We start from the raw sequence: 26428 nt of genomic DNA, 5'->3' as shown, positions 1-26428 counted from the left end.
ACATTAGTCTGGTTTTGCCATTAGCCGGATGGTTGTCCCCTGCCCCGGCACCGACTCTACCGATAAGGTACCGTTGATGTCAAGCGCCCGTTGCTGCAGGTTCTGCAGGCCGTTGCCCTCGCGGACGGTTGCCGGATCGAACCCTGTACCGTTGTCCTGAATCGTCAGTTGCAGGTTGCCGTGAACAAACCGCAGGTCAACGGTAATGACCGTACATTGGGCGTACTTAATGGCGTTATTAATACTTTCCTTAAAAATCAGATACAGGTTACGGCGCTGCGCCATGTCCAGCCGGAGCGGCTGAAAACTTTCCGTCACCTCCATCCGGAAGGTAATGTCGCGGGCTTCGGCCATTTTGAGCCCGAACTCCCGCATCCGGATCACTACATCATCCAGCGTATCCTGGTTGCTCCGGATTGTCCAGATAATGTCCTGCATCGACTCCAGTAAACCGGCGGCACTCTGGCTGATCCGCTGTAAAACCGGTATCGCCTCAGGATTGGCCTCCCGTAACTGTAGCTGCAACACATCGCTGAAAATACGGATACTGCTCAGGGTAGACCCCATGTCGTCGTGCAAATCCTTAGCAATACGGTTGCGGATGGCCTCAATCCGGCCTTTCTGCTGCGACCGGTACCGGTAAACGCCATAGCCAGCCCCTGCCAGCAACATGAAAATTAGCAGTTTAAACCACCATGTCTGGTAGTAGGCCGGTATAACCTTAACCGGCACCGTAATTCCGGTCGTGTTCCAGACACCGTCGTTATTGGCGGCCTTAATGACCAGTGAATACGTGCCCGGTTCAAGGTTGGTATACGTCGCCTGTTGATTGTCGGTGTCAACGGGTTGCCGGTCAAAGCCCGTGAGCTGATAGGCATAGCGGTTATGCTGTGGGCGGCTGAAATTCAGGGCTGCAAATTCAACGGTCAGGGTCGTTTCGCCGGGTTGCAGGGCCAGCGTTTCGCCGGGTTGCCAGATTCGACGCTGGTTATTGACCTTTACGTCGGTGACCACCACGGGTGGCGGCGCTGTATTCCGGCGTAACTGCTCAGGCTGCACATAGTTGAACCCGCCGGTATACCCGATAAACAGTTCGCCCTGCCGGTTCAGGGTAATATCCGATGGCATAAATACCGCCTTATCAATCAGCCCGTTGCCTTTGTCGTAATACCGGAACCGGCCGGTAACCGGATCCAGTTCATGCAGCATGTTATCAGTCGTCATCCAGATATGCCCCCGATTATCGTCTTCGATGCCGAACACATGGTCACACAACAACCCGTTTTCAAGCACGTAGGTAGCCAGTATCTGACCGGTACTGTCGGCACAGACAACATAACCAATACCTGAGGTCCAGATTCTCCCCTTGCGGTCTACATGAAAGCTGCTTTGCAACCGGTCCGACGTTTGAATCGACGCCTTCACGGCCTTCAGCGGAAAGCGTTGCAGCATGTTGCGGGACGGATCAAAACGGAACAGCCCCAGAAAGGTATGAATCCAGATACGATGCTGCCGGTCGGCCAGCATACTGCCGAAATTAATCGGTTCCTTATTCGGCCACAGCAGCGACCAGGGCCTGATCCGGTGCGTAACCGGATCAGCATAAAACAACTGCCCCTTACCGGCACCGATCCAGACCCGTCCCTGGTCATCCAGGCAAAGCGTCTGAATAAAATGGTCTTTCAGCGCCGAACGCCAGCTCTTCAGGGACGGATTATAGATAAAGACGCCGTTATTCGTCCCGACCCAGACGTTGCCGTCGCGGTCCTGTGTCAGGCCGCGCGCATCCCGGCCGGATGGTTCCTGCGGAAACGGGACCGGATGCGGCTCATCTTTGCCGCGATGCCATACAAATAAGCCCTTTTCGCGGATCAGAAGCCAGTACCGGTCATCCTGCCGGTTGTCCTGTGTCACTGCACTCACAAAATCACCGACAGCATTGACCGGCGTCTGTCTGCTCAGCAGTTTACGCTTAAATTTTATCGCAAACGGATCAACTTTTTCCAGTCCCTTGTTGGTCCCGAGCCACAGAATCCCCGATACCGGATCGCGGTATAAACAAGCCACGACCCCGCCGTTGTGACTCAGCGGGTCCTGCGCCACTGCCGGCACCGGCAGCGTTTGCTGCAACGACGGCACATAAACGGCCAGGCTGCGCTGCGTATCACCCAGCCAGAAAAATGGTCCGCTGCCCGGCTGCCGGTCAGCAGCCATGCTCAGCGCTCCGACATCCGCTCCAGGTAAGGGCAGCAGCCGGTCTGCCGCCGGATCATAGGCCATTGGCCCACGGTTATAGAACAGCACAAACAGCTTTTTCTCCGGTGTCTGGTACAGAGTAGAGACCCAGACCTGCTGGCCGGGGTGCTGCTGATCATTACCGATAATATGGGTGTATTGCCGGGTTTGCGGATTGAACCGGTAAAGGGCACCTTCATGCTGCACCCAGAAATTTGCCCACTGATCGAAGTACAGGTTAGCATAACTGTTCTGCTCCACAAACGGAACGGGAAAGGCGGTAAACTGCCGGCTCCGGAGATTAATGCGGTAAAGCTGCTCCCTGGATGCAAACCAGCCATTTCCCTGCAAATCAATGGCCAGCGGCGACACAAAATCATTGTCTGCAAACTGGTCGCTGAGGGGCGGGATCGGAATACTTTCAAAGCGTTCCTGCACAGGATCAAAGCGGTGCAGCCCCCGGTTGGTCGAGACCCAGATAAAACCGTCTGCGTCTTCGGTTAGCCCGTGGGTTACCACGTAATTTCCCAGCAGCCCGTCCTTGCCCTCCCGGTAGTATGTATGGGTCCGTTTGTAGGATTTGACATGCAGCCCGTCAAACCGGTTCAGGCCGTTGCTGGTACCAATCCAGAGAAATCCGCGCCGGTCTTTCAGCAGGGCCGTTATGTAATTGCCCGACAAGCCATCTTCGGTAGTATAATGCTCAAACGATACGTCTGTCCACTGCGCAGACAGCCGGTATGGCCATGCTGACAGCCATACAATGAGTATCCCGATAAACCCGATTTGTTTTGCGTTCATGAAGGCCCGGCCATAACCGGACAAAGGTCTGAATCCTTTCAGTGGAAGGCAACCCGATGGCCTCACATAAAGATGTGAATCTGCTGTTACAAGCGCACAAATGTACGGATCGCCGTATGCGGGGTATTAAAACCCAGCTCAAAGAAGTTCCCGACCTTCAGCTCGCCCTGCACCTGGCTGAGCGGGTAACTGGTATAGACCGATGACGACGAAAGCATATTAAGGAGGTATATGTCATTGTCCTTGATGTAGTAGGTATACAGCCCGCTGCCGATTTTGGGCAGCAGATACCCCGCCGGTGTCATTTCTTTGCCACGTTTCACCAGCAAATTCCCTTCCGTAAGCCCGGCAGCGATGGCCTGATTAAAGACGAGGGTATCTTTCCGGTTTGTTTTTTCGATCCAGGTTCCTGTTAAACCGGCAGGTGTTGCAGCAGACTCCAGCGATTTATTGGAGCATGCCCCTAAAAAACTGCACGCAGCCAATACCAGGTATAGTTTGTTGTTCATTGGTACTTTCTATTTCCTGTATGACCCGAATCAGGGGCGAATCGTTGGATTTGGGCAAAAAAAGTGGTGGCACGACCGGCAGGCGAACCTGTCCAAGTCGTGCCACCACTACGCAATTCTGACATTACCGCTTAATACCCCGGATTCTGCGTCAGGGTCGGCTTGCCGTCTTTCTGGCTGTTCAGAATTTCCTGCAGCGGAATCGGGAAGTACTCGTGTTTGCCTTTCACGAACTGTACGCCGTTCAGATACGACCGTTTTTTGGCCTCCGCCGGATAATAGGTGTTCAGTACCTGATCGGCAATGCCCCAGCGAACGAGGTCAAACCGGCGGTGTCCTTCCATGGCAAACTCCAGACGCTGTTCAAACTGTACGGCCTTGCGGGCAGCCGCCTTGTCGGTCCAGGCGGCCGTATATTCCTTAATCAGGTAGTTGGCGGCCGGTGTACCGTCTGCATTTTTGACCCAGCCATCCGGATTGGCCGCGCGGCGGCGAATCTGGTTTACATACCCTCTGGCTTTATCGAGATCACCGATTTCTACTTCGATTTCGGCCAGCCACAGCAATACATGCGAGTAACGGATCAGGCGGTAGTTGTTCGCATTCAGACGTGGGTTACCGGCAAAGGTGTTCGTACCCACATCCGAGCGGTACATCACATGCTTCTTCGGCGAGTACGGACCACCATACGCCTGATCGCGCACATAGGCTTTGCCAGGGTGCACACCCCAGTCGAGATACGGGATACCGCGACGGCCAACGGTCCAGTCGAGGCGTGGGTCAAGGGTACGGGTTTCCGCTGTAAACGGCGCGGTCGATTCAATACCCTGATCGCTCTTCACGTCATCATTATTGAACGTATCGGGCAGCGGCAGCCCGTTTGCATCGGTTTTAAAGGCATTCACCAGGTTCTGCGATGGCTGGAAAAACCCGCAGCAGGTTGTTACGCCACCACCACCATACGGATAGTTCAGCGTTGAACCGGCATTCCCGTTTTCGCCACCCGACGCTCCGTCGTTCACCGAATACTGAATCTCAAAAATTGATTCGGCATTGTTGTTGGTCACCGCCTTAAAATTATCGTGATAGCGGTCCATCAGCTTATACTGATTACTGGCCACAACGGCTTCCAGCAGCGTTTTGGCTTCGGCATATTTTTTCTGGTACAAATAGGCCTTGGCCAGATCAGCAGCAGCAGCCCATTTGGTCGGGCGACCTACCTGCGACTGTTTGGCAGGCAAGGCATCATAGGCTGCCTTCAGGTCTTCCACGATTTTCGGCCAGATATCTGTGGTATTCGGCTGCTTTGTACTTTCCAGGTTATTCGGATCGTACGTTTTTTCATCAATGTATACCACGTTGTTATACATTTTCTTCAGCTCAAAATGGTAGTGGCCGCGCAGGAAACGGGCCTCGGCAATGATCTGTTTGGCTTCGGCATCGGTCACGTCTTTGGCCAGTGCAAGTATCTGCAATACGTCATTTGTCCGGGCAATTCCGTCGTACATCCCCCGCCACTTACCCCGGAAATAGATGTTATCCGACTGAATATTTCCCTGTTCGATGAGTGAAATCGGCGGCTGGTCACCGGCAATAGTCCCTTTGTAGGCATCATCCGACGCCACACTGCCGTATACCCAGTTGTCGGCCCCTACCTGATACGAGCGGTAGGCTCCTTCGGGCGTAGCCCAGCCATCCAGCAAAGCATAGGCGCCGATCAGTAAGGCATTTACGCCGGCCTTATTCTGTAATGCCGCCGACGACAAGGCCGCTTTAGGCTGTACATCAAGAAATTTATCGGAGCAGGACGTAGCAAAAACTCCGCTCAGCAAAAGAAGTGATACTGTTATCTTTTTCATGGATTGAGATCAGATTAGAAGCTTAGGTTTAAACCTACCAGGAACGTTTTGGCAACCGGGTACATCCCGCCGTCTACACCGATCTGACGGTCGTTACCGGCTGAATAGCTACGCAGGTTCACCTCAGGATCCATACCCGAGTATTTGCTGAAGGTCATCAGGTTCTGGCCCTGCACGTATACCGACGCCTGGCTCAGACCCAGTTTCGACAGCAGAACGGCCGGAATACGGTAGGTCACCTGGATATTCTTAAAGCGGAAATACGATCCGTCTTCCAGGTAATAGGTTGATGGCTGGATACTGACCTGATCCGACGACACTAACTGTGGCAGAATGGCGTCGGTTTTGCCGGGCCGCCACGACTGATACAGCATCCGGGTGCTGCGGTTACCGCCAAATGTCGGGAAGTCCGTCCAGTACTTAGTGTAGTTAAAAATCTGGTTACCCTGCACCCCCTGACCGAAGAAAGTAAAGCCGAAGTTTTTGTAGTTCACGCTCAGGTTCAGGCCGTAGGTAAAATCAGGGTGCGGGCTGCCAATGATCGACAAGTCACCGGTATTGATAACACCATCGCCGTTGACGTCGCGGAATTTGAAACGTCCGGCTTTATTTTCGTTCGTAGCATTGCCAAACTGAACAGGATGCTGTTTAGCCTCCTCATCGCTCTGGAAAATTCCGTCGATGGTATAGCCAAAGAATGACGAGATCGGATAGCCCTGCTGTGTGACGACAAAGTTCTGAATCCGTTCGTCATTGATGCCAAAGTACTGCGTTTTAGGGTCGCCGGTCGTTTTGATGACTTCGTTCCGGTACGTACCAAAGTTGACATTAACATCGTACGTCAGATCCTTTACGCCTGTTTTACCGCTGTAGCCTATCATCAGGTCGACCCCTTTGTTGGTCATGGCACCGATGTTCTGGAACGGCGTAGTAGCCACGCCCTGCGTCAGTGGTGCCTGTACCGGGAACAGCATGTCACTGGTTTTCCGCGTATACCAATCGAGCGCAATGTTCAGTTTATTGTTCAGGAACGAACCGTCCAGACCAATGTTCGTACTGGTTGTGGTCTCCCACTTTGCCTTTGCGTTACCAAACTGCGTCAGCTCATAGCCCGGTGTTGCTGATGTGCGCGAACCGTTAATATCATAAAACGACGTGATCGGGTTGGTACTGAATTGCGTATACGGGTTATAATTACCGATTTCCTGGTTACCCGTCTGCCCGTAACCAACCCGCAGTTTCAGGTCATTTACCCAGGTCAGCGGCTGCATAAAAGCCTCTTTCGATAAACGCCAGCCTGCACTTACCGCCGGGAAGATGGCCGAACGGAACTCTTTCGCGAAGCGCGACGACCGGTCACGGCGTACTGTAATGTCGAGCAGGTATTTGTCGCCCAAAGCATAGTTCAGCTTTGCGAACTCAGATGCTAAGCGCCAGTTGGCTGCCCCGCCGCTGTTGGTCTGTACCCCTGTACCGGCGCTCAGGTACCGGTTTTCGATATCGTCAACGGCAAAGTTCGTCCGGCTGGCATCAAAGAACTCAAAGTAGTTTTTGATGGCTTCGGTACCCGCAATGATGTTAAAGCGGTGATTCTCGCCCAGATTGAAATTATACGTCAGCGTATTGTACCACGTCCAGGTCCATTCGTAGTTATTGCTGGTTGTCAGGCTGTTTGAACCACGGGCCTCGGCAGCTTCGATGTTGCGGATCGAGTAGTTACGGAAGTTAAACAGGTTATAGTCGATACCGAAGCTGGTACGGGCTACCAGGTTTTTCAGCAGGTCGACCTCGGCATAGGCATTACCGAAGAACCGCATTTCTTTCTGTACGTTGTCTTTGTTGCGGTAGAGGTCGGCCATCGGGTTGAAGGCGTTATCGAGGTCACCACCGCGTGTTCCGGCGAAATTGCCGGCTACGTCATACACCGGGATAATCGGCTGAATCCGGTACGCAAACGAAACCGGGTTACTCTCGTTACCGTTGCCGTTTGGCTGGTTCACCCGCTGCCCGAAGGCGGCCTGGAAGTTTTCGCCGATCCGCACCCGCTTCGTTACGTTGAACTCGGTATTTGCCCGGAGTGAGTACCGCTTGTAGTTGGTGTACTTCATGATCCCTTGTTGATCGAAGTAGTTCAGCGACATGGCATACCGGCCGCCTTCGTTACCGCCTGATACACCCAGCTGATGGTTCTGAATCGGAGCCGGATCAAAGATTTCGTCCAGCCAGTTTGTACCCGTTTTGTTCGCTTTCGTAATCAGCCATTTCGTTTTGTTGAAATCGGCGGCATCGATGTTTGTCGAGTAGTTGATGTAGTTGCCATTGGCATCCTGCGCTACACGCGGATCGCTGGCTGAAGCACCACTCGGAAAAATGTAGTCCGGAATGACCGGTGTGGCGCCATTACCAAACTGCGAGTGAACCGGGTAGCCATTGGCACCCACCGCTTTTGAGTTAATCCGCGATTCCCAGACAAGCTGTGCGTATTCCTGGGTGTTCAGCATGCTCAGCAGTTTGCCCGGCCGCTGCGTACCATAGTAAGTATCGTACGTAAACTTCGGCTTGCCGGCTTTGCCTTTCTTGGTAGTAATAATGACCACCCCGTTGCCGGCCCGTGACCCGTAGATTGACGCTGCCGACGCGTCTTTCAGTACCTGCATCGATTCGATATCGTTCAGGTTCAGCGTATTCAGGTTACCTTTTGTCGGCGTACCGTCGATGATGTACAGCGGCGAGTTATCGTTGATAGTACCAAATCCACGGATACGGACCATGACCCCGCCACCCGGTGAATTCTCATTACCGACCGTTACACCTGCCACGCGGCCCTGCAACGCCTGCCCGACGTTCGTCGCCGGTACCGAAAGTAGCTGTTTGGTATCGACCGTCGCCACCGCACCGGTGATGTCTTTTTTGGCCTGTGCCCCATAGCCCGTCACCACTACTTCGGTCAGGGTCTTTACATCCGGCGACAGTACCACATCAATGTTAGTGCGGTTACCAATCGTTACCTCCTGCGCCAGAAAACCAATGCCCGAAATAGTGAGCACCTCTTTACCGGCTGGTACATTCAGGGTAAAACGGCCGTCGCTGCCCGTAGCAACCCCGATTGACGTGCCTTTTACGACGACGTTAGCACCCGGTAACGGATTATTGTCGTTCCCGTCGACAACACGTCCGGTGATCTTTTTGTCCTGCGCCACTGCCATGAGGACGCACAGGCTCAACACCATCACCAGCGAGAGCCTGATGGTTTTCATCAAGTAAACATGTTTCATAAATAAGACTATTTTTTATTGGTTATATACCATATAAACCTTGACAAAAAGCAGTCATATATGATCAATTTACTGTCAGATATCCATTTTTTTTTTATTCGGTCAGGCACAAAAAAGTGGTGGCACGACTCTAAGTCGTACCACCACTACAAAGCTCATACAAAGAAGCTTATTTCAGATTCATATCGTCCACAATGCCCTGTACTTTCGCTTTCAGCTGCGCGTATACCGAATCAAAATCTTCTTTCCGGTTCAGCGGTTCTACCACGCTGACGTAGAACTTAATCTTCGGCTCCGTACCCGACGGACGGGCAGAGATTTTGCTGCCGTCGGCCGTGAAGAACTGCAATACGTTTGACGATTCGATGCCGAGTTTGCCCGATTCGATTGTTTCTACGTCGCCGGTCTGCACATTAGTGCGGGTCAGCGCCTTGTAGTCGTCCATCCGGATTACATCCGAACCGGCGATTGATTTCGGCGGGTTGGCGCGGAAATCGGCCATCATCTGCTGGATTTCTTCGGCGCCGGTCTTGCCTTTTTTGGTCAGTGAAACGAGGCCTTCGTAGTAAAACCCGTTTTCCTGATACATTTCCATCAACAGGTCAAACAGGCTCAGGCCGTTGTCTTTGGCATAAGCCGTCAGCTCGGCAATCATCGCGCAGGACGCAATCGCATCCTTATCGCGCACGAAATCACCGATCAGGTAGCCGTAGCTTTCTTCGCCGCCACCGATAAACTGCTCTTTGCCTTCGAGCTCGCGGATCACCTGGGCGATGTATTTAAAGCCGGTCAGGGTGTTGTAGCATTTTACGCCATAGCGCTCGCAGATTTTGTCGATCAGATCGGTGGTTACGATGGTTTTCGCCACAAACTCTTTCCCCTGCAGCTTACCGGCATCTTTCCATGCCCGCAGCAGGTAGAAAATGATCAGGCTGGCCATCTGGTTGCCGTTCAGCAGCTCGAATTCGCCGTGGTGGTTACGCGTCCCCGCCCCTACGCGGTCGGCGTCGGGATCAGTTGCCATCACCAGGTCGGCGTTCAGCTCCAGCGCCTTATCGAGTGCCAGCTGCATGGCCGCCTTTTCCTCCGGGTTCGGCGATGCCACCGTCGGGAAGTTACCATCCGGCGTTGCCTGGGCTTCGAGAATGTGTACGTTATTAAAACCCAGCGCATCCAGCACCGGTGGCACCTGCGTGATGCCCGTTCCGTGAATCGGTGTAAAGACGATGCTCAGGTCTTTCTGGCGCGCAATCACGTCCGGATTTACCGCATTGGTTTTGATCCGGGCCACGTACTCACCATCGACCTCTTCGGCAATCAGGTGGATACGTTCTTCAACGCCGTCAAACTTAATGTCGTCGACCGACTGGATTTTATTTACCTCCGCCACGATGTTTTTGTCGTGCGGAGCCACCACCTGTGAACCATCTACCCAATACGCCTTATAGCCGTTGTATTCAGGCGGGTTGTGCGAAGCCGTGATCACGACACCGCTGTGGCAACCCAGATGACGGATCGCAAACGAAAGCTCCGGCGTCGGGCGCAGCTCTTTGAACAGGTATACGGTAATGCCGTTTGCCGAGAAAACATCGGCGGTAATGCGGGCAAATTCCGGCGACATCCGGCGGCTGTCGTGGGCGATGGCCACTTTAATTTCTTCGTCCGGGAAGGTCTGGTTCAGGTAGTTAGCCAGCCCCTGGGTAGCCGCACCAACGGTGTATTTGTTGATCCGGTTCGAGCCGACGCCGATGATGCCCCTAAGCCCGCCCGTACCAAATTCCAGTGTCCGGTAGAACGAGTCGGTCAGGTCGGTATTCTGGCCTTCATCCAGCATTTTCTGAATGGCAGCTTTGGTGTCAGCGTCATAATTACCGTTGAGCCAGCGGTCTATTTCCTGTTGGGTTGTTGCGTCAAACGATGTTGTCATTTGGGTTTTTATATTGAATTGCGAGAGTTCAGATAAAATGGTGCTGCCAAAATTACAATTCTCCTTCATGTTGACAAGTCCTGTCAGTAAACAGCCAAACTAGCCGATTGATTATCATAAAAAATTTATTGTTTATCAATAATAATATATTGACTCTTATAAAAAAAGAATTCAGATTTGCGGGGAATTAACAATGACTTAACTGCCATGACACAAGCTATACCCTCACTTTATCTCCGCATCCTGAAAACGGGCGTTACCCTTCTCTTTTGGGCAAGCCTGCTGCTGATCAGTGTAATTGTCATCAAAGAAGGAAAAGACTTCCTTTTTGGCGACGATCATTTCTTTGCCCTTGAAAACGTGGACCTGCACGTCGCCAACCCGAATGACCGTACCACAATCCGCCGCGCAGGCGAACTGATTCATATCAACCCCGCCCGCGTAAGTATAAGCTTTGCCTACGACGACCCGGCGGCTTTTGACCATGTCAAATGGCTTTATTTCGCCACAACCCTCCCTTTGCTGCTGATGGGGATTGCGCTTGTCTGGCTGCTCTGGAACCTGAAACAGGTAGTTGATACCATCGGCACCGCCACTGTTTTCAGTCAGCAAAATGTCCGCCGTGTACGCATGATCGGCCTGTGCATCATCAGCGTGTATTTCCTTGAGAAAATACCGTGGTGGTTTGGTCAGTCGTATGTTTCGGATTTGCTGAATAAAGAATCCATTGCTTTTAGCGCCAACCACACCACCAGTATCCTGAACGGCTGGATGTTGGGCCTGCTGATTATTGCCCTTGCCGAAGTGTTCCGGCAGGGTGTGGTGCTGAAACAGGAAAATGAATTAACGATTTGATGCTTCTCCTCCTTCACCGTCAACTCCCCGGAAGTTTTAAAAAGCCCTTTTTTATGAAATCAACACCAATGATCCGCTGGATTTACCGCATTTTTGACACGCTCTTTTTCGGACAAATCACTATGTATATGCTGGTTCTATGCATTCCGCTGATAGTCGGCGTAGCGCATTGGTATGAAGCCCGGACCGGCGGCAATGCCGGACATAAAACAACCAGGAGCGGGGGACTCCGTACGGCCCTTACGTTCCCGGTTGCGGGGCATCTTTTCCGCCCTAATACATTACCGGATCATCCGCGGAAAGATACCCTGTCCGTCAACCCGCCCGTAGACATTAAGCTGGCAGAGAATACCGTTGCGCCCTATCTGTTAACGTTTACGATTGGCTCCTGGCAGGATTTCCGAACCATTCCGGCTGTGCTTATCATCCTTGGATACCTGCGATTTTTGCTCTACATCGGCAGTCTGCTTTGGGCAAACTACCTGCTGCGAAATATGTTCCGGGCACTTACCTATGAAATCTACTTTAGCAACCCGATCTGGAAACGATGTCAAACAGTGGGCGGGATCATCACAGGTTATTTTTTCGCCTACAATATCGTTATCAACCTGAGCCATGTGGCCGCCTGGCGTTACCTGGCTACCAAAGGCTTCCACGAGGACTGGCAACAACCTTTTTTGTGGCCGGATAACTGGATGTGGCTGTGGGCAGGGTTAACTTTGCTCGTCTTTGCGCAGGCCTTCCGGTTCGGAACGCAGCTGCAACAGGAAAAAGACTTAACGATTTAGGAATATGCCGATTGTTGTGAACGTAGATGTGATGATGGCCCGTCGGAAGATGTCCCTGACCGAGCTGTCGGAGAAAGTCGGCATTACGATGGCAAACTTATCCATTCTGAAGACCGGCAAGGCACGGGCCATCCGCTTCGAAACCCTCGAGGCCCTCTGCGAAGCCCTCGACTGCCAGCCCGGCGACCTGCTGGAATACCAGCGGGAATAAGTTATCTGAACGCTGAAACATGAAGAGACAAGGCATGCCTTGTCTCTTCTGCGCAAATAGAATGCTGTACTACAAGAATTAAACGTATTGCTCCGTAATATGTCGGAGCCGGTCGGCTGTTTCGGTCAGCAGCGGATGACGCGGCTGCGCCAGTGCCTGCTCCAGATCGGCTACGGTATCTTTGAACAGCGCCCAGACGGCCAGGGTTGTTTTGCTGCCATCGGCGGCTTCATACACCAGCTCCGGCCGCACCTGCCCTTCGGCCGCCAACCGGTTATAGGTGGCTTTAGCGTTGGCATAGGCTTCATCACTGGCCCCGAAACTCACCTCCTGTACCGGCAACGGACTGGCTTTGCGGGCAGCCAGCTGGCTATCCAGTTCGGCCAGCATTGATTTCAGGCGGAACGTGTCTTTACCCGTCCGGATGCGCTCCCGCAGCGACTGCCGGATCAGATACGTTAACGAGTTGGTCAGGTTCATTCCCACCTCAGCCATCTGTTTGAAAATCAGCGAGGCCGGCGACATGCCCGGAATAGTATTCGGATCATGCAGCAGTACGCGCCCGTCGGCCGTCAGGAAACCGTCGATACGCGAATACACGTTGATGCCCAGTTTCGAGAACACGGTACTGACTGCCTGCTGAATGTTGCGGTTGTTTTCGAGCGATGTATCGACCGGAATCCGCTTTTTCGTCACGTTTGACAGGTATTTCGAGGCAAAATCGAAGCTTTCGACATTGTACACTTCCGTTGGCGGGAGGGCAATGGCGGTTCCGGTATCATCCTGAATTACGCCGCACGAAAACTCCTGACCACTGATAAACTCTTCGAACAGGACCTCATCCTCCGAATTCAGCGAGCTCAGCACGATGTTGTCCGCCGATTCAGCCGTCAGCTGATCCAGACAGGCGATGAGCTGTACCGGTCCCATCAGGTATTCGCCCGTTTTTTCCAGGACCACCGGATAGCCGATACCCTGGTCCAGTTGGGCCACCTGCTGCGCAAAAGCCGCCTTTTCATCTCCGCTCAACGCTGTCCAGGCAGCCGGCTCAACGACCTGTTTGAAGAAACACTGATCCACCGATTTGATGAACTTGTCCAGGTTCTTCTCACGCACAATGGCCACCCCGATAGACGAGCCCTGATGCGGGGCTTTTACGACTACCGGCAAGCCCAGGTGCTCCACCAGCGAATCGAAATAGGCAGCTTTGTCGGCCTGCTCCCAATCCGTCCGGTTTACCACGGCGGTCTTTTTCTCCTGCCCGTTGACAAGAGCAATCAGGTGGTTTTGCAGAATTTTATTGATTCCGATGGCCGAACCGATCAGGCCCGGGCCGGTATACGGTATTTTAAACCATTCGAACAGGCCCTGAATGGCACCGTCTTCACAGTCGGGACCATGCATAGCCAGAAAGGCAATATCGAAATAGTCTTCAAACCAGTCGGGTTCGATTGACTCTCCTTCGTCAAATTCGTCTTCTTCCAGTGATTCGTCGTATACCGAGAAACCACCGTCTTTCGGCAGGGCGTCACGGATGGCACCATGCTCCAGAAACTCAGGCGAAACGTGATAAAACCGGCCCCAGCCGCTCACAAAAATCAGAACGGGTTCGAACAACGATTTGTCTAAATACTGGTAAGCCGTGCGGCCTCCCATAAATGATACCTCGCGCTCACGCGACGGCCCTCCGAAGAAAATTCCTACTCTCACAATGAGTTGCTGAGTGATTGGGTGATTGAGCGAATTAGTGACGTGTCGTCATGCAAAGAAACGAAAAAGCCGCCTGTTTTAAGACAGACGGCCCTCCGGAAACAGATGTTCCGGTAAAATATTAGTGGTTTAGCCTCCCTTACGCAACTGACGTAATGTTGATGGCTTCTACTTTCGTGATTTCAGGTACAGCTTTCAGCACGGCTTCTTCAAGGCCGCCTTTAAAGGTCATAGCCGACATCGGACAGCTTCCGCACGAGCCTTCCAGCTCCAGCCGGACAACGTTGGTTTCCGAAATATCCACAATCCGTACATTACCGCCATCTGCCTTCAGATAAGGCCGGATGCTGTCTAACGCACGTTCTACTCTATCTTTTAAGTCGTGTCCTACCGCCGTTTGCATGAATTGTCTTATTTGTCGGTAAATTTACTATTAATTCGTCAGAAAGCGCAAGTTAAGAAGCGAATATACGCTGGCCGGTCACTTAACCGCGAACGATTTCTACCCGCTTTGTCTGGTCCTGCGTGGCATTCCGGATCGCTACCTGCTGCGCCAGTGCTTCGGCCGCTGCCCTGAACGCTTCCGTTGCCGGATTTTCGTTTCCGATTACGGCGGGTTTCCCTTCATCACCGGCTTCGCGTACGCTCTGTACAAGCGGCACCTGCGCCAGCAACGGTACCGAAAACTTGTCGGCCAGGGCCTGTCCGCCACCTTTTCCGAAAATCGGATATTTGTGGTCAGGCAGTTCGGCCGGTGTAAACCACGCCATGTTTTCAACCACGCCCAGCACCGGCACATTGATCTGCGGCTGCCGGAACATCGCCAGCCCTTTTACGGCATCGGCCAGGGCCACTTTCTGCGGCGTTGTGACAATGACAGCGCCCGTAACCGGTACGGTCTGCACCAAGGTCAGGTGAATATCACTCGTACCCGGCGGCAGGTCAATCAGCAGGTAATCCAGCTCGCCCCAGTTCGTATCGGCAAAAAACTGACGCAATGCCTGACTTGCCATCGGCCCGCGCCATACAATCGCGCTGTCGGGTGGTGTCAGGAAGCCGATCGACATGATTTTAACCCCGAACTGCTGTACCGGATGCAGCATGTTCTTACCGTCAACCTGACTTACGCCCGGCTGAATATCTTCCGCCCCGAACATAACCGGCATGGAAGGGCCTGAAATATCGGCATCAATAATCCCGACCTTCGCGCCTGATTTGTGCAGCGCCACGGCCAGGTTCGCCGTTACGGTTGATTTGCCCACCCCGCCTTTACCTGAGGCAATGGCGATGATGTTTTTCACACCCGGCAACACCGGCGCATTGTAGCGTGTTGAGGTCACATCGGCCGTCAGGTTAACTTTCACTTGGATAGCCGGGCCAATGTGCGTATGAATCGCGTCTTCGCACCGCTTCCGGATCAGTTCTTTGAGCGGGCAGGCAGGCGTCGTCAGCACGACAGTGAAGAAGACCTGATCGATCCCCAGTTCAATATCCTTAATCATGCCGAGCGTTACCAGATCCTGTTTCAGATCCGGCTCTTCTACATGACTCAGAGCCGCCAATACCGACTCTTTGGTTAATTTATACGTAGACATTCTTATAATCAGTTAGACCACTGCGTACCCGGGCCAGTTCATCCGTTACATCAATGCGATCCTGTAAGCGTTCGAGTTTTGTCAGTAATTGCTGTAGAAACGCCTGATGTGCTTTCGTTGGCCCATGTAGTGGCCGGTGTGCCAACGATTTGCGGATACTATCCCACTCCGTTACGAAAGTGCGAAGTTCGGTATCAAACGCGCTCTGAACAAATTTTTCAAAGATGTATTCCTGTGCCTGTGCATTCGGATGAATCAGATCGGCCTCGTAGAACCGGTAATCCCGCAAATCGTCGACCATGATTTCATACGCAGGAAAGTACTGTACCGCATTTTCCCAGACCGTCAGCTCATGACAAATGACCCGGAGCATCGACTTACTTACCTGATTGACGGGTAATGTATCCCGCGTGTGCCGCACCGGACTTACCGTTAACAACACCCGCAGAACTGGATTCGTTCGGCGCAGTTTCCGGATCAGCTGCTGTAGCTCGTCGCGCAGGTGCTCATGCGCATACAGGTATTTTTCAAACAGTTCTGACGGCATTTTGTGGCAATTGGCCACCACACGGCCGGTTTCGGTATGCCGGTATACCATGGCCGTCCCGAGGGTAACGACCAGCCAATCGGCCCGAAGCAACGCCTGCCGCGTGGTATCGAGCAAACCGGTCAGCTGTGTCTGCAACGCCTCCCGGCTGTGTCCCCAGCACGATGAGTGGAAATCGTAATGGAACCAGATGCCGTTGCGTTCCACATACAAGGCCTCATCCGGTTCTCCGCCGTCAACGGCCAGTGTCAGCAGCTTGCTGATCGAAACCGGATTGAATACGGTCCCGAACGGGTTAGCCAGCACCGTCAGTTTATGATCGGCCAGCTGGCGGCCCATAACGTCGGCAAAGCACGAGCCAATGGTCACAATCCGGTCGGTAATCCGGAGCGGTTCCGGCAGTTTTCCGGGTGTCAGTTCAGTATGGAATTGCATACTGGTAAAACAAAAAAACGGACCGAATAGGTCCGTTTTTACGACAAACTTTCACTCAGTAATGAGCTGCGTTTCAGCCTATTCGCTTACAACGTCAACCTTTACTTTGTGCTTAACTTCTTTGTGAAGATCGATCGTTGCTTCGTATGTACCGATGTTTTTCACATCTTCGATAGCAATTTTCTTACGGTCGATGTCGAAGCCTTTTTCACGAAGCGCATCAGCGATCTGTGTGTTGGTAACACGACCGAAGATTTTGCCGCTTTCGCCTGCTTTGGCAGGAATTGTCAGGGTCATATCACCGATGTTCTGAGCGATTGCCAGGGCATCGTTCTTGATTTTCTCGGCTTTGTGCGCAGCCTGACGGATGTTTTCAGCGATCATCTTCTTGTTAGAAGGAGTCGCCATGATCGCATACCCTTGCGGGATGAGATAGTTACGGCCGTAACCTGGTTTTACGTCTACAACGTCGTTTTTGTAACCCAGGCCGGCGATATCAGTTTTGAGAATGATTTCCATTGTGTCTTAAACTGTTAGTGGTATGTGGTCAGAGCAGCAGAGTGTCTGCCACGCTATCACTTATTTTAAAGAGTCCCCAACATAAGGCAGGATAGCGATATGGCGGGCACGTTTTACGGCCTGAGCCACTTTCCGCTGGTATTTCAGGCTTGTGCCTGTAATACGCCGAGGCAGGATTTTACCTTGCTCATTCAGCAACTTCAGCAGGAAGTTAGCGTCTTTGTAGTCGATATACTTGATACCGGATTTTTTAAACCGGCAGTATTTTTTCCGGTTTTCGTTTTTTGCAACTGATTCGTTCTGCAAGCTCATGATTATTTGCCCTCCTCTGTGGTTTCAACTGATTTTTTCTTACCCACTAAGCCATTCCGCTTACGCTCGTTGTAATCAACAGCGTGCTTGTCAAGTGCAATAACCAGGTGACGCAGAATACGCTCATCGCGCAGATATTCTGTGTTCAGGCTTTCGACGATCGTACCAGGAGCTTTGAACTCAAACAGCTGGTAATAACCAGAATTTTTGTGCTGAATTGGATAGGCCAGTTTCCGGAGGCCCATGTTCTCTTCGTGAACCAGTTCCGCCCCGTTATCGGTCAGCACTTTACGGAACTTATCAACGGTGTCCTTTATCTGTGATTCAGATAAAACGGGAGTCAGGATGAACACCGTTTCGTAATCCTTTTTAAACATTTCGTTAAATCGCTTAAAATGAGGGTGCAAAAGTAGCACAAAAAAAATAGAGACGCAAGATGTTGCGTCTCTATCTCTGTCAGAATTTCATCTATTGTATCTGTGAAGCTTACCTGCGCTTTACGAACGTGCGCCAATAGCTTGCGCGTGATGAGACGCAAGATGTTGCGTCTCTACTTGACGGTGAATTCGCCTTCGCCGATCTTGAACCCTTCACTATAGATCTCAATTACATGGCGACCCTCGTTGAAGCGCTGCTGCCCGCCACGGCCATAAATAAAATTCACGGTCTGACGGGTATTCTCAAACTGGATCGTCTGCATGGCGGTGTAAATCATTCCTTTGCCACCGTACATGAATTCGCCTGAACCCGTTGCCATGTCAGCAATGACAGCGCCGGCCGGATCGAGCACCCGCATATAAATCTCCTTGTCATTGTGTTTCGCCAGACCGTTAGGCGCCAGCTGGAACGATACTTTTACCTTATCGATGCGTTTGGCCTTATAGCTACCGCCGTCGCGCTCTTTACCCCGTGAGTTCAGGGCATTGACCACAATATTCTCGGCCCTGAGCGCAGAGGCGACCGTGACCTTTTCCTCCAGCTCCTTATTTTTAGCCGAATACGTCGTGATCGAATCACTTAATACCTGTTTGTCGTTTTTGAGACCGGTATTTTCCTGGGTAAGCGTCTCGTTCTGCTGCGTCAGAATCCCGTTTTCCTCTTTCAGGCGGGCAATCTCCTGGTCTTTCTGTACCAGCAGGGCTTCGTATGACTTGATTTTCTGGTCATACTTGCGGGTGTCGAAATTATTAACATTCCGCAGGCTGCGCTTATCCTTCTCCAGTTCAGCCTTAATCTGTAGTAACGAGTCAATGTTACCGCCTAACCGCTGAATCTCACTGATTTTAGCATCTAACTGAGTGGAAATCGAATCTAGTTTAGCACGTGTGGCCAGTAACTCCTCCGTTTTGGCGTTAATGGTCGCATCTTTAGTCTTATTGGTTTCGCGTTCCTGATAGTAAAAATACAGTACCAGCACATTTAGGGCGGCTAAAATAAGCAACGCAGCAATCAGATAATTACGGCTGTTGTCGCGTCGTGGTTGCCGTGATTCCATAGAAAAAATGGGTTAGTTTGTGTAATCAGGTTGAAAAACTACCAATTTGCAATCACTTCTCAAACCTATCTTTGCGTAAATTTTAGAAAATGGTAAAGAATCCGGATGATTGCAGATAATATTCACCAGATAGAGGTAGCACTCACAGCCTTTCCGCAAACCGTTCGGTTAGTTGCGGTAACTAAAACAAAACCAGTCGCTATGCTGGCAGAAGCCTATGCTGCCGGCAGCCGTATTTTCGGCGAAAATAAGGTGCAGGAGATGGCTGAAAAGCAGCCGCAACTGCCGCAGGATATTCAATGGCACCTGATCGGCCATTTACAGTCGAACAAAGTCAAGTACATTGCACCCTTTGTATCGCTTATTCACTCGGTCGATAGTCTGAAGCTGCTTCAGGAAATTAACAAACAGGCGGCCAAAAATAACCGTGTCATCGACTGCCTGCTTCAGATTCATATTGCCGAAGAAGAAACCAAGTTCGGCTTATCGGCTGAGGAAGCGCGGGAACTGCTCCATTCCGCCGATGTACAGCAGCTATCGCATATCCGGATTACCGGACTAATGGGTATGGCGACGAATACCGACGATGAAACGCAGATCCGCAAGGAGTTCCGGGGCCTGAAACAACTGTTCGATCAGCTTGGCGAATTCCGGAGTGATAACGTTGTCTTCTCCGAACTGTCGATGGGCATGAGCGGTGATTACCTGATTGCCGCTGAAGAAGGCAGCACACTTGTCCGGGTCGGCAGTGCGATTTTCGGCAACAGAAGCTATACGTAATGAATAATGATTAATGAACAATGAGCTTACGCTTGCCGGAACTGTTCATTACATATCAACCATTACACATTGTACATTTTCCATTATATATTATTCCTTACTTATGAAGCTATTTATTCAGGCGGGGGCTGCACTGGGCCTGTTGGGCGTGGCGCTCGGCGCTTTCGGTGCACACGCACTTCGGGGGATGCTCGAAGCCACAAACCGCACGGCAACCTTCGAAACGGCCGTTAAATATCAGTTTTACCATGCATTAGCGCTGATTGGTATCGGCATCCTGATGCAGCAGTTTGCCGATAATGCTACAATCGTCCGCCTGCTGGGCTGGTCGGGCTATTCGTTTCTGACCGGCGTCCTGATTTTTTCGGGATCGCTGTATATTCTATGTTTCACCGGCATCACCTGGCTCGGTGCCATCACGCCCATCGGCGGTGTCTTCATGATTATCGGCTGGGCGCTGATGCTGTGGGCATTTCTTTAGTCTAAAGAGCGAAAGAGATAAAGAGTGAAAGAGCGGGATAACGCGTAAACGGCTATTTCACGGCGTAGCGGCCGCTCTTTATCTCTTTCGCTCTTTCACTCTTTAATTCCTCGACAGCATGCTGGTTCGGCGGGAGTCGAGCTTGAGGAAGATAAACAGGAACAAGGTAAACGACCAGAGCGATGAGCCTCCGTAGCTAAAGAATGGCAACGGGATACCGATTACCGGCATCAGCCCGATGGTCATGCCGATATTCACCATAAAGTGGAAGAAGAACACCCCCGCCACACAATAGCCATAGACCCGCGCAAACCGGCTGCGCTGCTTTTCTGCCAGAATCACTAACCGGCTCAGCAGCCCGACAAACAGAAGCACTACAATGGTGCTGCCCACAAAGCCGTGCTCCTCCCCAATTGTACAGAAAATGAAGTCTGTGCTTTGTTCGGGTACAAAGTCAAATTTCGTTTGTGTTCCTTCGAGAAAGCCCTTACCCTCAAAACGGCCGGAGCCAATCGCGATTTTGGCCTGGGTAACGTTCCAGCCCACGCCCAGCGGATCAATATTCGGGTTAACAAGCACCTTGATCCGGTTTTGCTGGTGGGTCTGCAACACATCGTTTACGAAAAAATCTACCCCGGCCACAACGCCCATCATCGCCAGACTGATCAGACCGATTCCCAGAATACTGCGCATATTGCGGTTATAACGCGGCAGGATAAAAATAACGGCAACCGCCAGTACAGCAATGCCGATAAAGATATAGGTCAGCGGGAAAATCAGCGCCAGCACGAACAGGGTTGCCAGGGTAATCCCACTGAGCGGGTAGATCGCCGGCAGCCCTTCGCGGTATAACATAATGATAAACGCGGCAAAGACGAGGGTTGAGCCGGTTTCGTTCGATAACAGGATCAGAATCGCCGGCAAGCCGATGATACCTGCCACATAGAGCTGGTCTTTCTGCTTGGTGAGATTTACCCCGGGGACATCGAGATACCTGGCCAGCGCCAGGCTGGTTGCCAGTTTGGCAAATTCGGCCGGCTGGAGCGAAAATGACCCGAACTTAAACCAGGAACGGGAACCGTTAATGTTCGATCCGGCGACCATAACCAGCAGCAACATGAAGATCATGAAGCCATAAAATATGTAAGCGAACTGGTCGTAAAACCGGTGGTCAATCACCAGCACGCAAATGATCAGGATGATACTGGTTCCGATCCACATCAGCTGCTTACCGGCGTTGGTAGAGAGGTCGAAAATACTGGTTTTGGCTTCAGGACTGTATACCGCTGCATATACATTAAACCAGCCCATCAGCACACAGCCGATGTACAATGCCAGCGTCAGCCAGTCTATATTACGGGCAAAAGGATCGTTACGAGACATGAGAATGCACCAGGTAGGCGGCGGACAACCTGTAGCTGTCCGCCAGATATATTAGTTTCCGTTTACACCAGCCGCGGCTGTCCGGCTTGCCGGCTTGGCAGGGGCCGTATTGGTCATCAGCGGCTTTTTCACCACTGCCTTGCGTGTTGTATCTTTCCGCAGACTATCTAATTTCTTTTTCTGAGTCGGTTTCGCCCCGATAACACCAACGTTCAGCATGTAATTCTGTGCTTTCACCGATTCATCGAGTTTCAGGGCTTCTGTTTTCCGTTTCAGATACCGCTCAACCACAAGCGCAGCCACTGAAGCAGCGGCTTTACCACCCCAACCGGCATTTTCCACAAATACCGCGATGGCGATTTTAGGATTATTGATCGGCGCAAAACCAACGAAAATTGAGTGGTCATATTTATGGCCCATTTTCGCGTTCTGCGACGTACCGGTTTTGCCGCAAAGCTCCACATCGGCAATATTGGCCAGCGGCGTCACGGTTCCGTGTACTACTGCCCCCCTCATGCCTTCGATCACCGGACCGAAATATTTAGGATCAATATTTACCTGACGCTTTTCATAATACGTCGCATCTATTCCTGAGCCTACTTTCCCGACTCCTTTTGCATAGTGCGGCGGAATGTAATAACCACGGTTAGCAATAATGGCGGCAACATTGGCCAGCTTAATCGGACTAATCAGCAGCTCACCCTCACCAATACTGAGGGAGTAAATATTTGAGAACTTCCAGCGATACTGGCCTTTATAAATTTTGTCATAATATTCAACGCTGGGTAGATTACCTTTTAGCTCCGTTGGCAGATCGATATCCAGTTTTTGCCCGATACCAAACAGTTTTACCGCATCATGCCACTGTTGCAGTCCAATCGCTGAAGCTTTAAAGGTATTCGGGTCTCCATTGAAATAGAGCATTTTCCGGAAGACATGGTAGAAATACGGGTTACACGAGTACTGCACAGCGCCGCTCAGGTTTCTCACCCCATGACAGTGGCACCGCATCGGCGAACCGGCATGCGAATAAGCCGTACTTGGGAAAAGGGATCCCTGTTGCTGAGCAATCAACGCCTGAATCAGTTTAAACGTTGACCCTGGCCGGTAGCTCGCCATAATCGGCCGGTTAATGAGCGGCTTGTACGGGTTCTTCAGCAGTTTGACATAATTTTTAGAAAAGAAACGGCTCGACAGCAAGTTCGGGTCATAGGTCGGAGCAGACACCGAAACCAGAATTTCGCCCGTTGCCGGTTCAATAGCAATTACGCTCCCTACCTTATTTGCCATCAGGCTGTCAGCATATTGCTGCACATCCAGGTCAATACCGGTGTACAGGTTCTGACCCGCTACGGCAACAGTATCGAACTCACCGTTTTTGTAAGAGCCTTTTACCACACCCCGTACGTTCTGCATGACAAAGCGAACGCCCCGCTTACCGCGAAGCTCTTCCTCATACTGCTCTTCCAGTCCGTTATGACCGATGTAATCACCCTGACGGTAATAAAACGTCGCCTGCTCGTCGAGCTGCTTTTTGGTGATTTCACTCACATACCCGAGCGCATTTGCCAGCGTATGGGCCGGATAAGTACGCATCGAGCTCATGCGCGGCTCAAAGCCCCGATAATCGACTAACGCATCCTGAATACGGGCAAAATCTTCTTTGGAAAGCTGGCGTAAAAACAGAGAAGGCTTAAACGGCGAATACGTCGTAGCCTGATTGATCAGGCTGTCGAACTCCTGCCGCGTAATGTTCATCATCCGGCAAAAGGCCAGCGTATCCGGCACCTTCATCTGCTTGGGGGTCACATAGAGATCATAAACGGGCGTGTTATACACAATCAGTTTCCCGTTACGATCATAAACCTGGCCCCGATACGGAATCTCAATCACCCGCTTTACCGAGTTTTTCGACGACCCCAGCGAGTAGCTATCATCTAATACCTGTATGTAAAACAGGCGTGCAATATATATCAATCCGACCAGGCAGAAAGCGCCAATGACGATATATCTTCTATTCTCAAACATGGACAAGTCCGGTCAACACACATTCAACCCTTACAAAGTTAGTAATTCGTCTGTAGCCCTTTGTTATCTGTCTTTAGAAAAATTATAAATCTTTTTTACGGAAGTGCTGACATCGGAATCAGCGCATTTTTTCCTTAAAATACACCTCTTGCCGTGGTCCGGATGCGGCACAGATACATATCGGCGGTGATGTAAAGCGTTGATCCATCGTCACCCCAGCCGCAGTTAGCCGTATTTTCGCCGATATCAATATGTCCCAGCAGCGTTCCGTCCGGCGCGATAATAAACACGCCCCGCGGGCCTGATGTCCAGATATTACCGTCTTTATCCGCCTTCAGCCCGTCGGGTGCACCTTTGAGCCCATACTTCTCCAGGGCCTTCATGTCGTAGAACACCTTACCGGCTCCGATACTCCCGTCTGCCTTGATCGGATAGGCCATAATTACCGGCCGGTTCACGTCTGACTGGGCGACATACAGCGTTTTTTCGTCGGGCGACAGCGCAATGCCGTTGGGCCGCGTCAGGTCATTAACCAGTAGAGATACCTCCCCTGCGGGCGCAATGCGGTAAACGCCGAACAGCGGGGTCTCGCGGGTCGGGTCGTTTTCTTTCAGCGGCATGCCATAGGGTGGATCCGTAAAGTAGTAGCTGCCATTCGAATGAGCCACCACATCGTTAGGGCTATTGAAACGCTTGCCCTGAAAATTATCGGCCAGCGTCCGTTTTCCGCCCTGTCCGGTCAGCGGTAAGGCGGAAACACGCCGGTCGCCGTGCTCGCAGGAAATCAGCCGCCCGCTGGCATCAATCGTCAGGCCGTTGGAGCCGGGTTCATCGCCGTAGGGTGCCACGCCGGTATAGCCCGACGGCTTCATAAACGGCGTCAGTCCGTCTTTTTCTGTCCATTTGTAGATGGTATTCTGCGGCACATCCGAGAACAGGAGAAAATTACCCTTTTTGACCCAGACCGGCCCTTCTGACCAGACAAAGCCCGAGGCCAGTACCTCAACCGGGGCATCTTTAGCAATCAGTTTATCGAGCCGGGCATCGTAGCGGGTGACTTTACCAATGGTTGGAAAATGAGCCGTTTGGGCATATGCAGAGGCGCTCAGCAACGCCAGGCTCAGGGCAGTAAACAGGGGCAGGAAACGGGTTATCATGCGGTTCAGGAATTTTACGGCAACTTACAAAGAATCCGGTTTGCCGGCTATTCTTTATTACCTGAAACCCTGAATTCCCAGCGCTGTATGACGTTTAGGCCCTGAGAATAAGCCATCAGGGTATCTGCTCCTGATCGAGCAGGCTCTGCATGACAAACGCGTGAGCACCGGCCAGCTTGGCCATTTCGCCGAGCTGTGAAATTTCAATCGACAGGTTATTGCGGTAGTCGGCCAGGCAGTATTTATCAATGGCCTGTTCGATTGGCCGGCGGATGAGCTTATCGGCTTTGGCCAGCACCCCGTTAATGATAATCCGCTCGGGGTTGAAGAGGTGTACGGCAATCGACAGGCCACGGCCGAGTTCACTGCCAATCTCGGTCAGCATGTCAATGGCGAAGGCATCACCGGCGTTGGCCTGATCAATTACGGTTTCAACGTCAATGTTGTCAACCGCTTCTTCGGCCAGTTTGGAGATGCGGCCCTCCAGCAGCCCAGCTTTCACGCGCTGGATGAGCGCATAGGCAGAGGCCATCGTGTCGAGGCAGCCTACCTTACCACAGTAGCATAACTGCCCGCTTTCCTGAATCTGAATATGTCCCAGCTCACCGGCAAAACCCGAGGCACCCTGCAGCAGTTCGCCGTTCAGGATAGCCGCCAGACCAATCCCCCAGTCAATGTTAATCGACAGGACGTGGTTTTTGCCTTTGGCCAGTCCGAACCGGTGTTCGCCGAGAATGGTCGCTTTCGTATCATTCAGGAGGTAGGTCGGCGCATTAAACAGCTCCTGCAACAGGTCGGTAAGCGAGTAGTTGGGATGATTCAGGTGCGGGTAGGTATAGTTGATGCCACGGGCCGGATCAATCAGGCCGGGCAGCGCTACGCCGACACCGATGACATGCAGATTACGGGCGTCGGCCTCACGGACAATCTGCTCCAGCGGCTCGCGCAGAATCGACAGAAACGTTTCAGAGTCGTCCAGGTGCAGATCTGCATCCAGACGATATAAGACCTGATTGGCCAGGTTAAAGATAATCAGCTTAACGTCGTGCCGGTTAATGTCGGCCACAATCGTAACATGGCGGGCAGGATCAAGCGCGAATAAGGACGGTTTACGGCCGAACTGGGCAGTACCGGTTCCTACACCATGCGCCCACTGCCCGATATTCAGCTCCTCAACCAGGGCCGTAACCGAAGGAATACTGGTGTGTAAAACAGTAGCCAGCTGCGACAAGGTCCGCGGACCTGACCGGTAAAGCTCGTTAATGATATTCCGTTTTAACTTATTCTTTTTCGCATCGATGACCGAAAAAACCGCGTTGTCTTGCATCATGTTAACCTTGTAAGCAACAGCCCATCGGGCATTTTCTGCTCCGGCGAAACCGCCTTTGATATGTTCAGGAAAGTCAGTAGCACCAAATTTACCAACTATTTTGGTGATCCCTCAGCCTAATTTAATACTATTTTATCTCCCCATCAGAATAATTGCCTGTATGACACTTATCATATTGTGCTCATATACAGCGAAT

22 protein-coding genes are annotated in these 26428 nt (G+C 51.9%); 5 read left to right on the top strand and 17 right to left on the bottom strand.

What is annotated here, in order from left to right; genetic code table 11:
• Nucleotides 1–3 precede the first annotated feature (3 nt).
• The 5 genes from AC23NW_RS04505 to AC23NW_RS04485 all read right to left on the bottom strand — a co-directional run bounded on the left by AC23NW_RS04505 (nucleotide 4) and on the right by AC23NW_RS04485 (nucleotide 10606).
• On the bottom strand, nucleotides 4–3036 hold the full coding sequence (locus tag AC23NW_RS04505) for a ligand-binding sensor domain-containing protein (protein WP_487447988.1): 3033 nt from the start codon (nucleotides 3034–3036) through the stop codon (nucleotides 4–6).
• Nucleotides 3037–3122: 86 nt separating this feature from the next.
• Entirely contained in the window at nucleotides 3123–3545 is a 423-nt protein-coding gene (locus AC23NW_RS04500; protein WP_293835205.1) for a hypothetical protein, read from the bottom strand.
• A 131-nt stretch (nucleotides 3546–3676) separates the two neighbouring features.
• A complete protein-coding gene (locus AC23NW_RS04495; RefSeq protein ID WP_487447987.1) occupies nucleotides 3677–5404 on the bottom strand; it encodes a RagB/SusD family nutrient uptake outer membrane protein in 1728 nt (575 codons plus the stop codon).
• A 14-nt stretch (nucleotides 5405–5418) separates the two neighbouring features.
• A complete protein-coding gene (locus AC23NW_RS04490) occupies nucleotides 5419–8661 on the bottom strand; it encodes a SusC/RagA family TonB-linked outer membrane protein (protein WP_487448337.1) in 3243 nt (1080 codons plus the stop codon).
• A 187-nt stretch (nucleotides 8662–8848) separates the two neighbouring features.
• Nucleotides 8849–10606, bottom strand: a complete 1758-nt coding sequence (locus AC23NW_RS04485; protein WP_487447986.1) for a phospho-sugar mutase — start codon at nucleotides 10604–10606, stop codon at nucleotides 8849–8851.
• 207 nt (nucleotides 10607–10813) lie between these two features.
• Between AC23NW_RS04485 and AC23NW_RS04480 the strand changes: the two genes are divergently transcribed.
• From AC23NW_RS04480 to AC23NW_RS04470, 3 genes are read left to right on the top strand one after another with little or no spacing between them, the layout of a single operon-like run.
• Nucleotides 10814–11461 carry a DUF2975 domain-containing protein gene (locus AC23NW_RS04480; protein WP_293835208.1) on the top strand — a complete coding sequence of 216 codons (648 nt, stop codon included), beginning with the start codon at nucleotides 10814–10816 and terminating at the stop codon, nucleotides 11459–11461.
• A 53-nt stretch (nucleotides 11462–11514) separates the two neighbouring features.
• Nucleotides 11515–12249 carry a hypothetical protein gene (locus AC23NW_RS04475; RefSeq protein WP_487447985.1) on the top strand — a complete coding sequence of 245 codons (735 nt, stop codon included), beginning with the start codon at nucleotides 11515–11517 and terminating at the stop codon, nucleotides 12247–12249.
• A gap of 4 nt (nucleotides 12250–12253) precedes the next feature.
• Complete coding sequence (locus tag AC23NW_RS04470) at nucleotides 12254–12460, top strand: helix-turn-helix domain-containing protein (protein ID WP_071505467.1); 207 nt, start codon at nucleotides 12254–12256, stop codon at nucleotides 12458–12460.
• Nucleotides 12461–12538: 78 nt separating this feature from the next.
• On the opposite strand, the gene AC23NW_RS04465 is transcribed toward AC23NW_RS04470, so the two are convergent.
• The 8 genes from AC23NW_RS04465 to AC23NW_RS04430 all read right to left on the bottom strand — a co-directional run bounded on the left by AC23NW_RS04465 (nucleotide 12539) and on the right by AC23NW_RS04430 (nucleotide 19073).
• The gene (locus tag AC23NW_RS04465; RefSeq protein WP_487447984.1) at nucleotides 12539–14170 is read right to left on the bottom strand and encodes a D-alanine--D-alanine ligase family protein; all 1632 of its coding nucleotides are present in this window, start codon (nucleotides 14168–14170) and stop codon (nucleotides 12539–12541) included.
• 139 nt (nucleotides 14171–14309) lie between these two features.
• Nucleotides 14310–14573 carry a NifU family protein gene (locus tag AC23NW_RS04460; RefSeq protein ID WP_293835216.1) on the bottom strand — a complete coding sequence of 88 codons (264 nt, stop codon included), beginning with the start codon at nucleotides 14571–14573 and terminating at the stop codon, nucleotides 14310–14312.
• A gap of 82 nt (nucleotides 14574–14655) precedes the next feature.
• Nucleotides 14656–15765 (bottom strand): Mrp/NBP35 family ATP-binding protein, encoded by a 1110-nt coding sequence (locus tag AC23NW_RS04455; RefSeq protein ID WP_293835218.1) that lies wholly within the window; start codon nucleotides 15763–15765, stop codon nucleotides 14656–14658.
• Complete coding sequence (locus AC23NW_RS04450; RefSeq protein WP_487447981.1) at nucleotides 15752–16747, bottom strand: GSCFA domain-containing protein; 996 nt, start codon at nucleotides 16745–16747, stop codon at nucleotides 15752–15754. Before AC23NW_RS04450 ends, AC23NW_RS04455 begins: the two co-directional genes overlap by 14 nt.
• A gap of 78 nt (nucleotides 16748–16825) precedes the next feature.
• On the bottom strand, nucleotides 16826–17266 hold the full coding sequence (gene rplI / locus AC23NW_RS04445; RefSeq protein ID WP_293835224.1) for a 50S ribosomal protein L9: 441 nt from the start codon (nucleotides 17264–17266) through the stop codon (nucleotides 16826–16828).
• Between the two features lie 60 nt (nucleotides 17267–17326).
• Nucleotides 17327–17578, bottom strand: a complete 252-nt coding sequence (gene rpsR, locus AC23NW_RS04440; protein WP_071505461.1) for a 30S ribosomal protein S18 — start codon at nucleotides 17576–17578, stop codon at nucleotides 17327–17329.
• 2 nt (nucleotides 17579–17580) lie between these two features.
• Nucleotides 17581–17955, bottom strand: coding sequence for a 30S ribosomal protein S6 (rpsF, locus tag AC23NW_RS04435; RefSeq protein WP_293835227.1), 375 nt, complete (start codon nucleotides 17953–17955; stop codon nucleotides 17581–17583).
• Nucleotides 17956–18128: 173 nt separating this feature from the next.
• A complete protein-coding gene (locus AC23NW_RS04430) occupies nucleotides 18129–19073 on the bottom strand; it encodes a hypothetical protein (RefSeq protein WP_293835229.1) in 945 nt (314 codons plus the stop codon).
• A gap of 105 nt (nucleotides 19074–19178) precedes the next feature.
• Between AC23NW_RS04430 and AC23NW_RS04425 the strand changes: the two genes are divergently transcribed.
• Nucleotides 19179–19853: a YggS family pyridoxal phosphate-dependent enzyme gene (locus AC23NW_RS04425; protein WP_487447980.1), complete on the top strand. Its 675-nt coding sequence runs from the start codon at nucleotides 19179–19181 to the stop codon at nucleotides 19851–19853.
• A gap of 103 nt (nucleotides 19854–19956) precedes the next feature.
• Nucleotides 19957–20334, top strand: coding sequence for a DUF423 domain-containing protein (locus tag AC23NW_RS04420; RefSeq protein ID WP_487447979.1), 378 nt, complete (start codon nucleotides 19957–19959; stop codon nucleotides 20332–20334).
• Between the two features lie 102 nt (nucleotides 20335–20436).
• Here AC23NW_RS04420 and rodA read toward each other — a convergent pair whose 3' ends face one another.
• The 4 genes from rodA to AC23NW_RS04400 form a co-directional block, all read right to left on the bottom strand.
• On the bottom strand, nucleotides 20437–21717 hold the full coding sequence (rodA, locus tag AC23NW_RS04415) for a rod shape-determining protein RodA (RefSeq protein ID WP_487447978.1): 1281 nt from the start codon (nucleotides 21715–21717) through the stop codon (nucleotides 20437–20439).
• 51 nt (nucleotides 21718–21768) lie between these two features.
• Complete coding sequence (locus tag AC23NW_RS04410) at nucleotides 21769–23745, bottom strand: peptidoglycan D,D-transpeptidase FtsI family protein (RefSeq protein ID WP_487447977.1); 1977 nt, start codon at nucleotides 23743–23745, stop codon at nucleotides 21769–21771.
• 134 nt (nucleotides 23746–23879) lie between these two features.
• Nucleotides 23880–24902: an SMP-30/gluconolactonase/LRE family protein gene (locus AC23NW_RS04405; protein ID WP_487447976.1), complete on the bottom strand. Its 1023-nt coding sequence runs from the start codon at nucleotides 24900–24902 to the stop codon at nucleotides 23880–23882.
• A gap of 115 nt (nucleotides 24903–25017) precedes the next feature.
• The gene (locus tag AC23NW_RS04400; protein WP_310587066.1) at nucleotides 25018–26232 is read right to left on the bottom strand and encodes an ROK family protein; all 1215 of its coding nucleotides are present in this window, start codon (nucleotides 26230–26232) and stop codon (nucleotides 25018–25020) included.
• Between the last annotated feature and the right edge of the window lie 196 nt (nucleotides 26233–26428).

The organism is Arsenicibacter sp. R0_47 (genome assembly GCF_057652235.1).
This window is presented reverse-complemented; position numbering and strand designations above follow the sequence as displayed.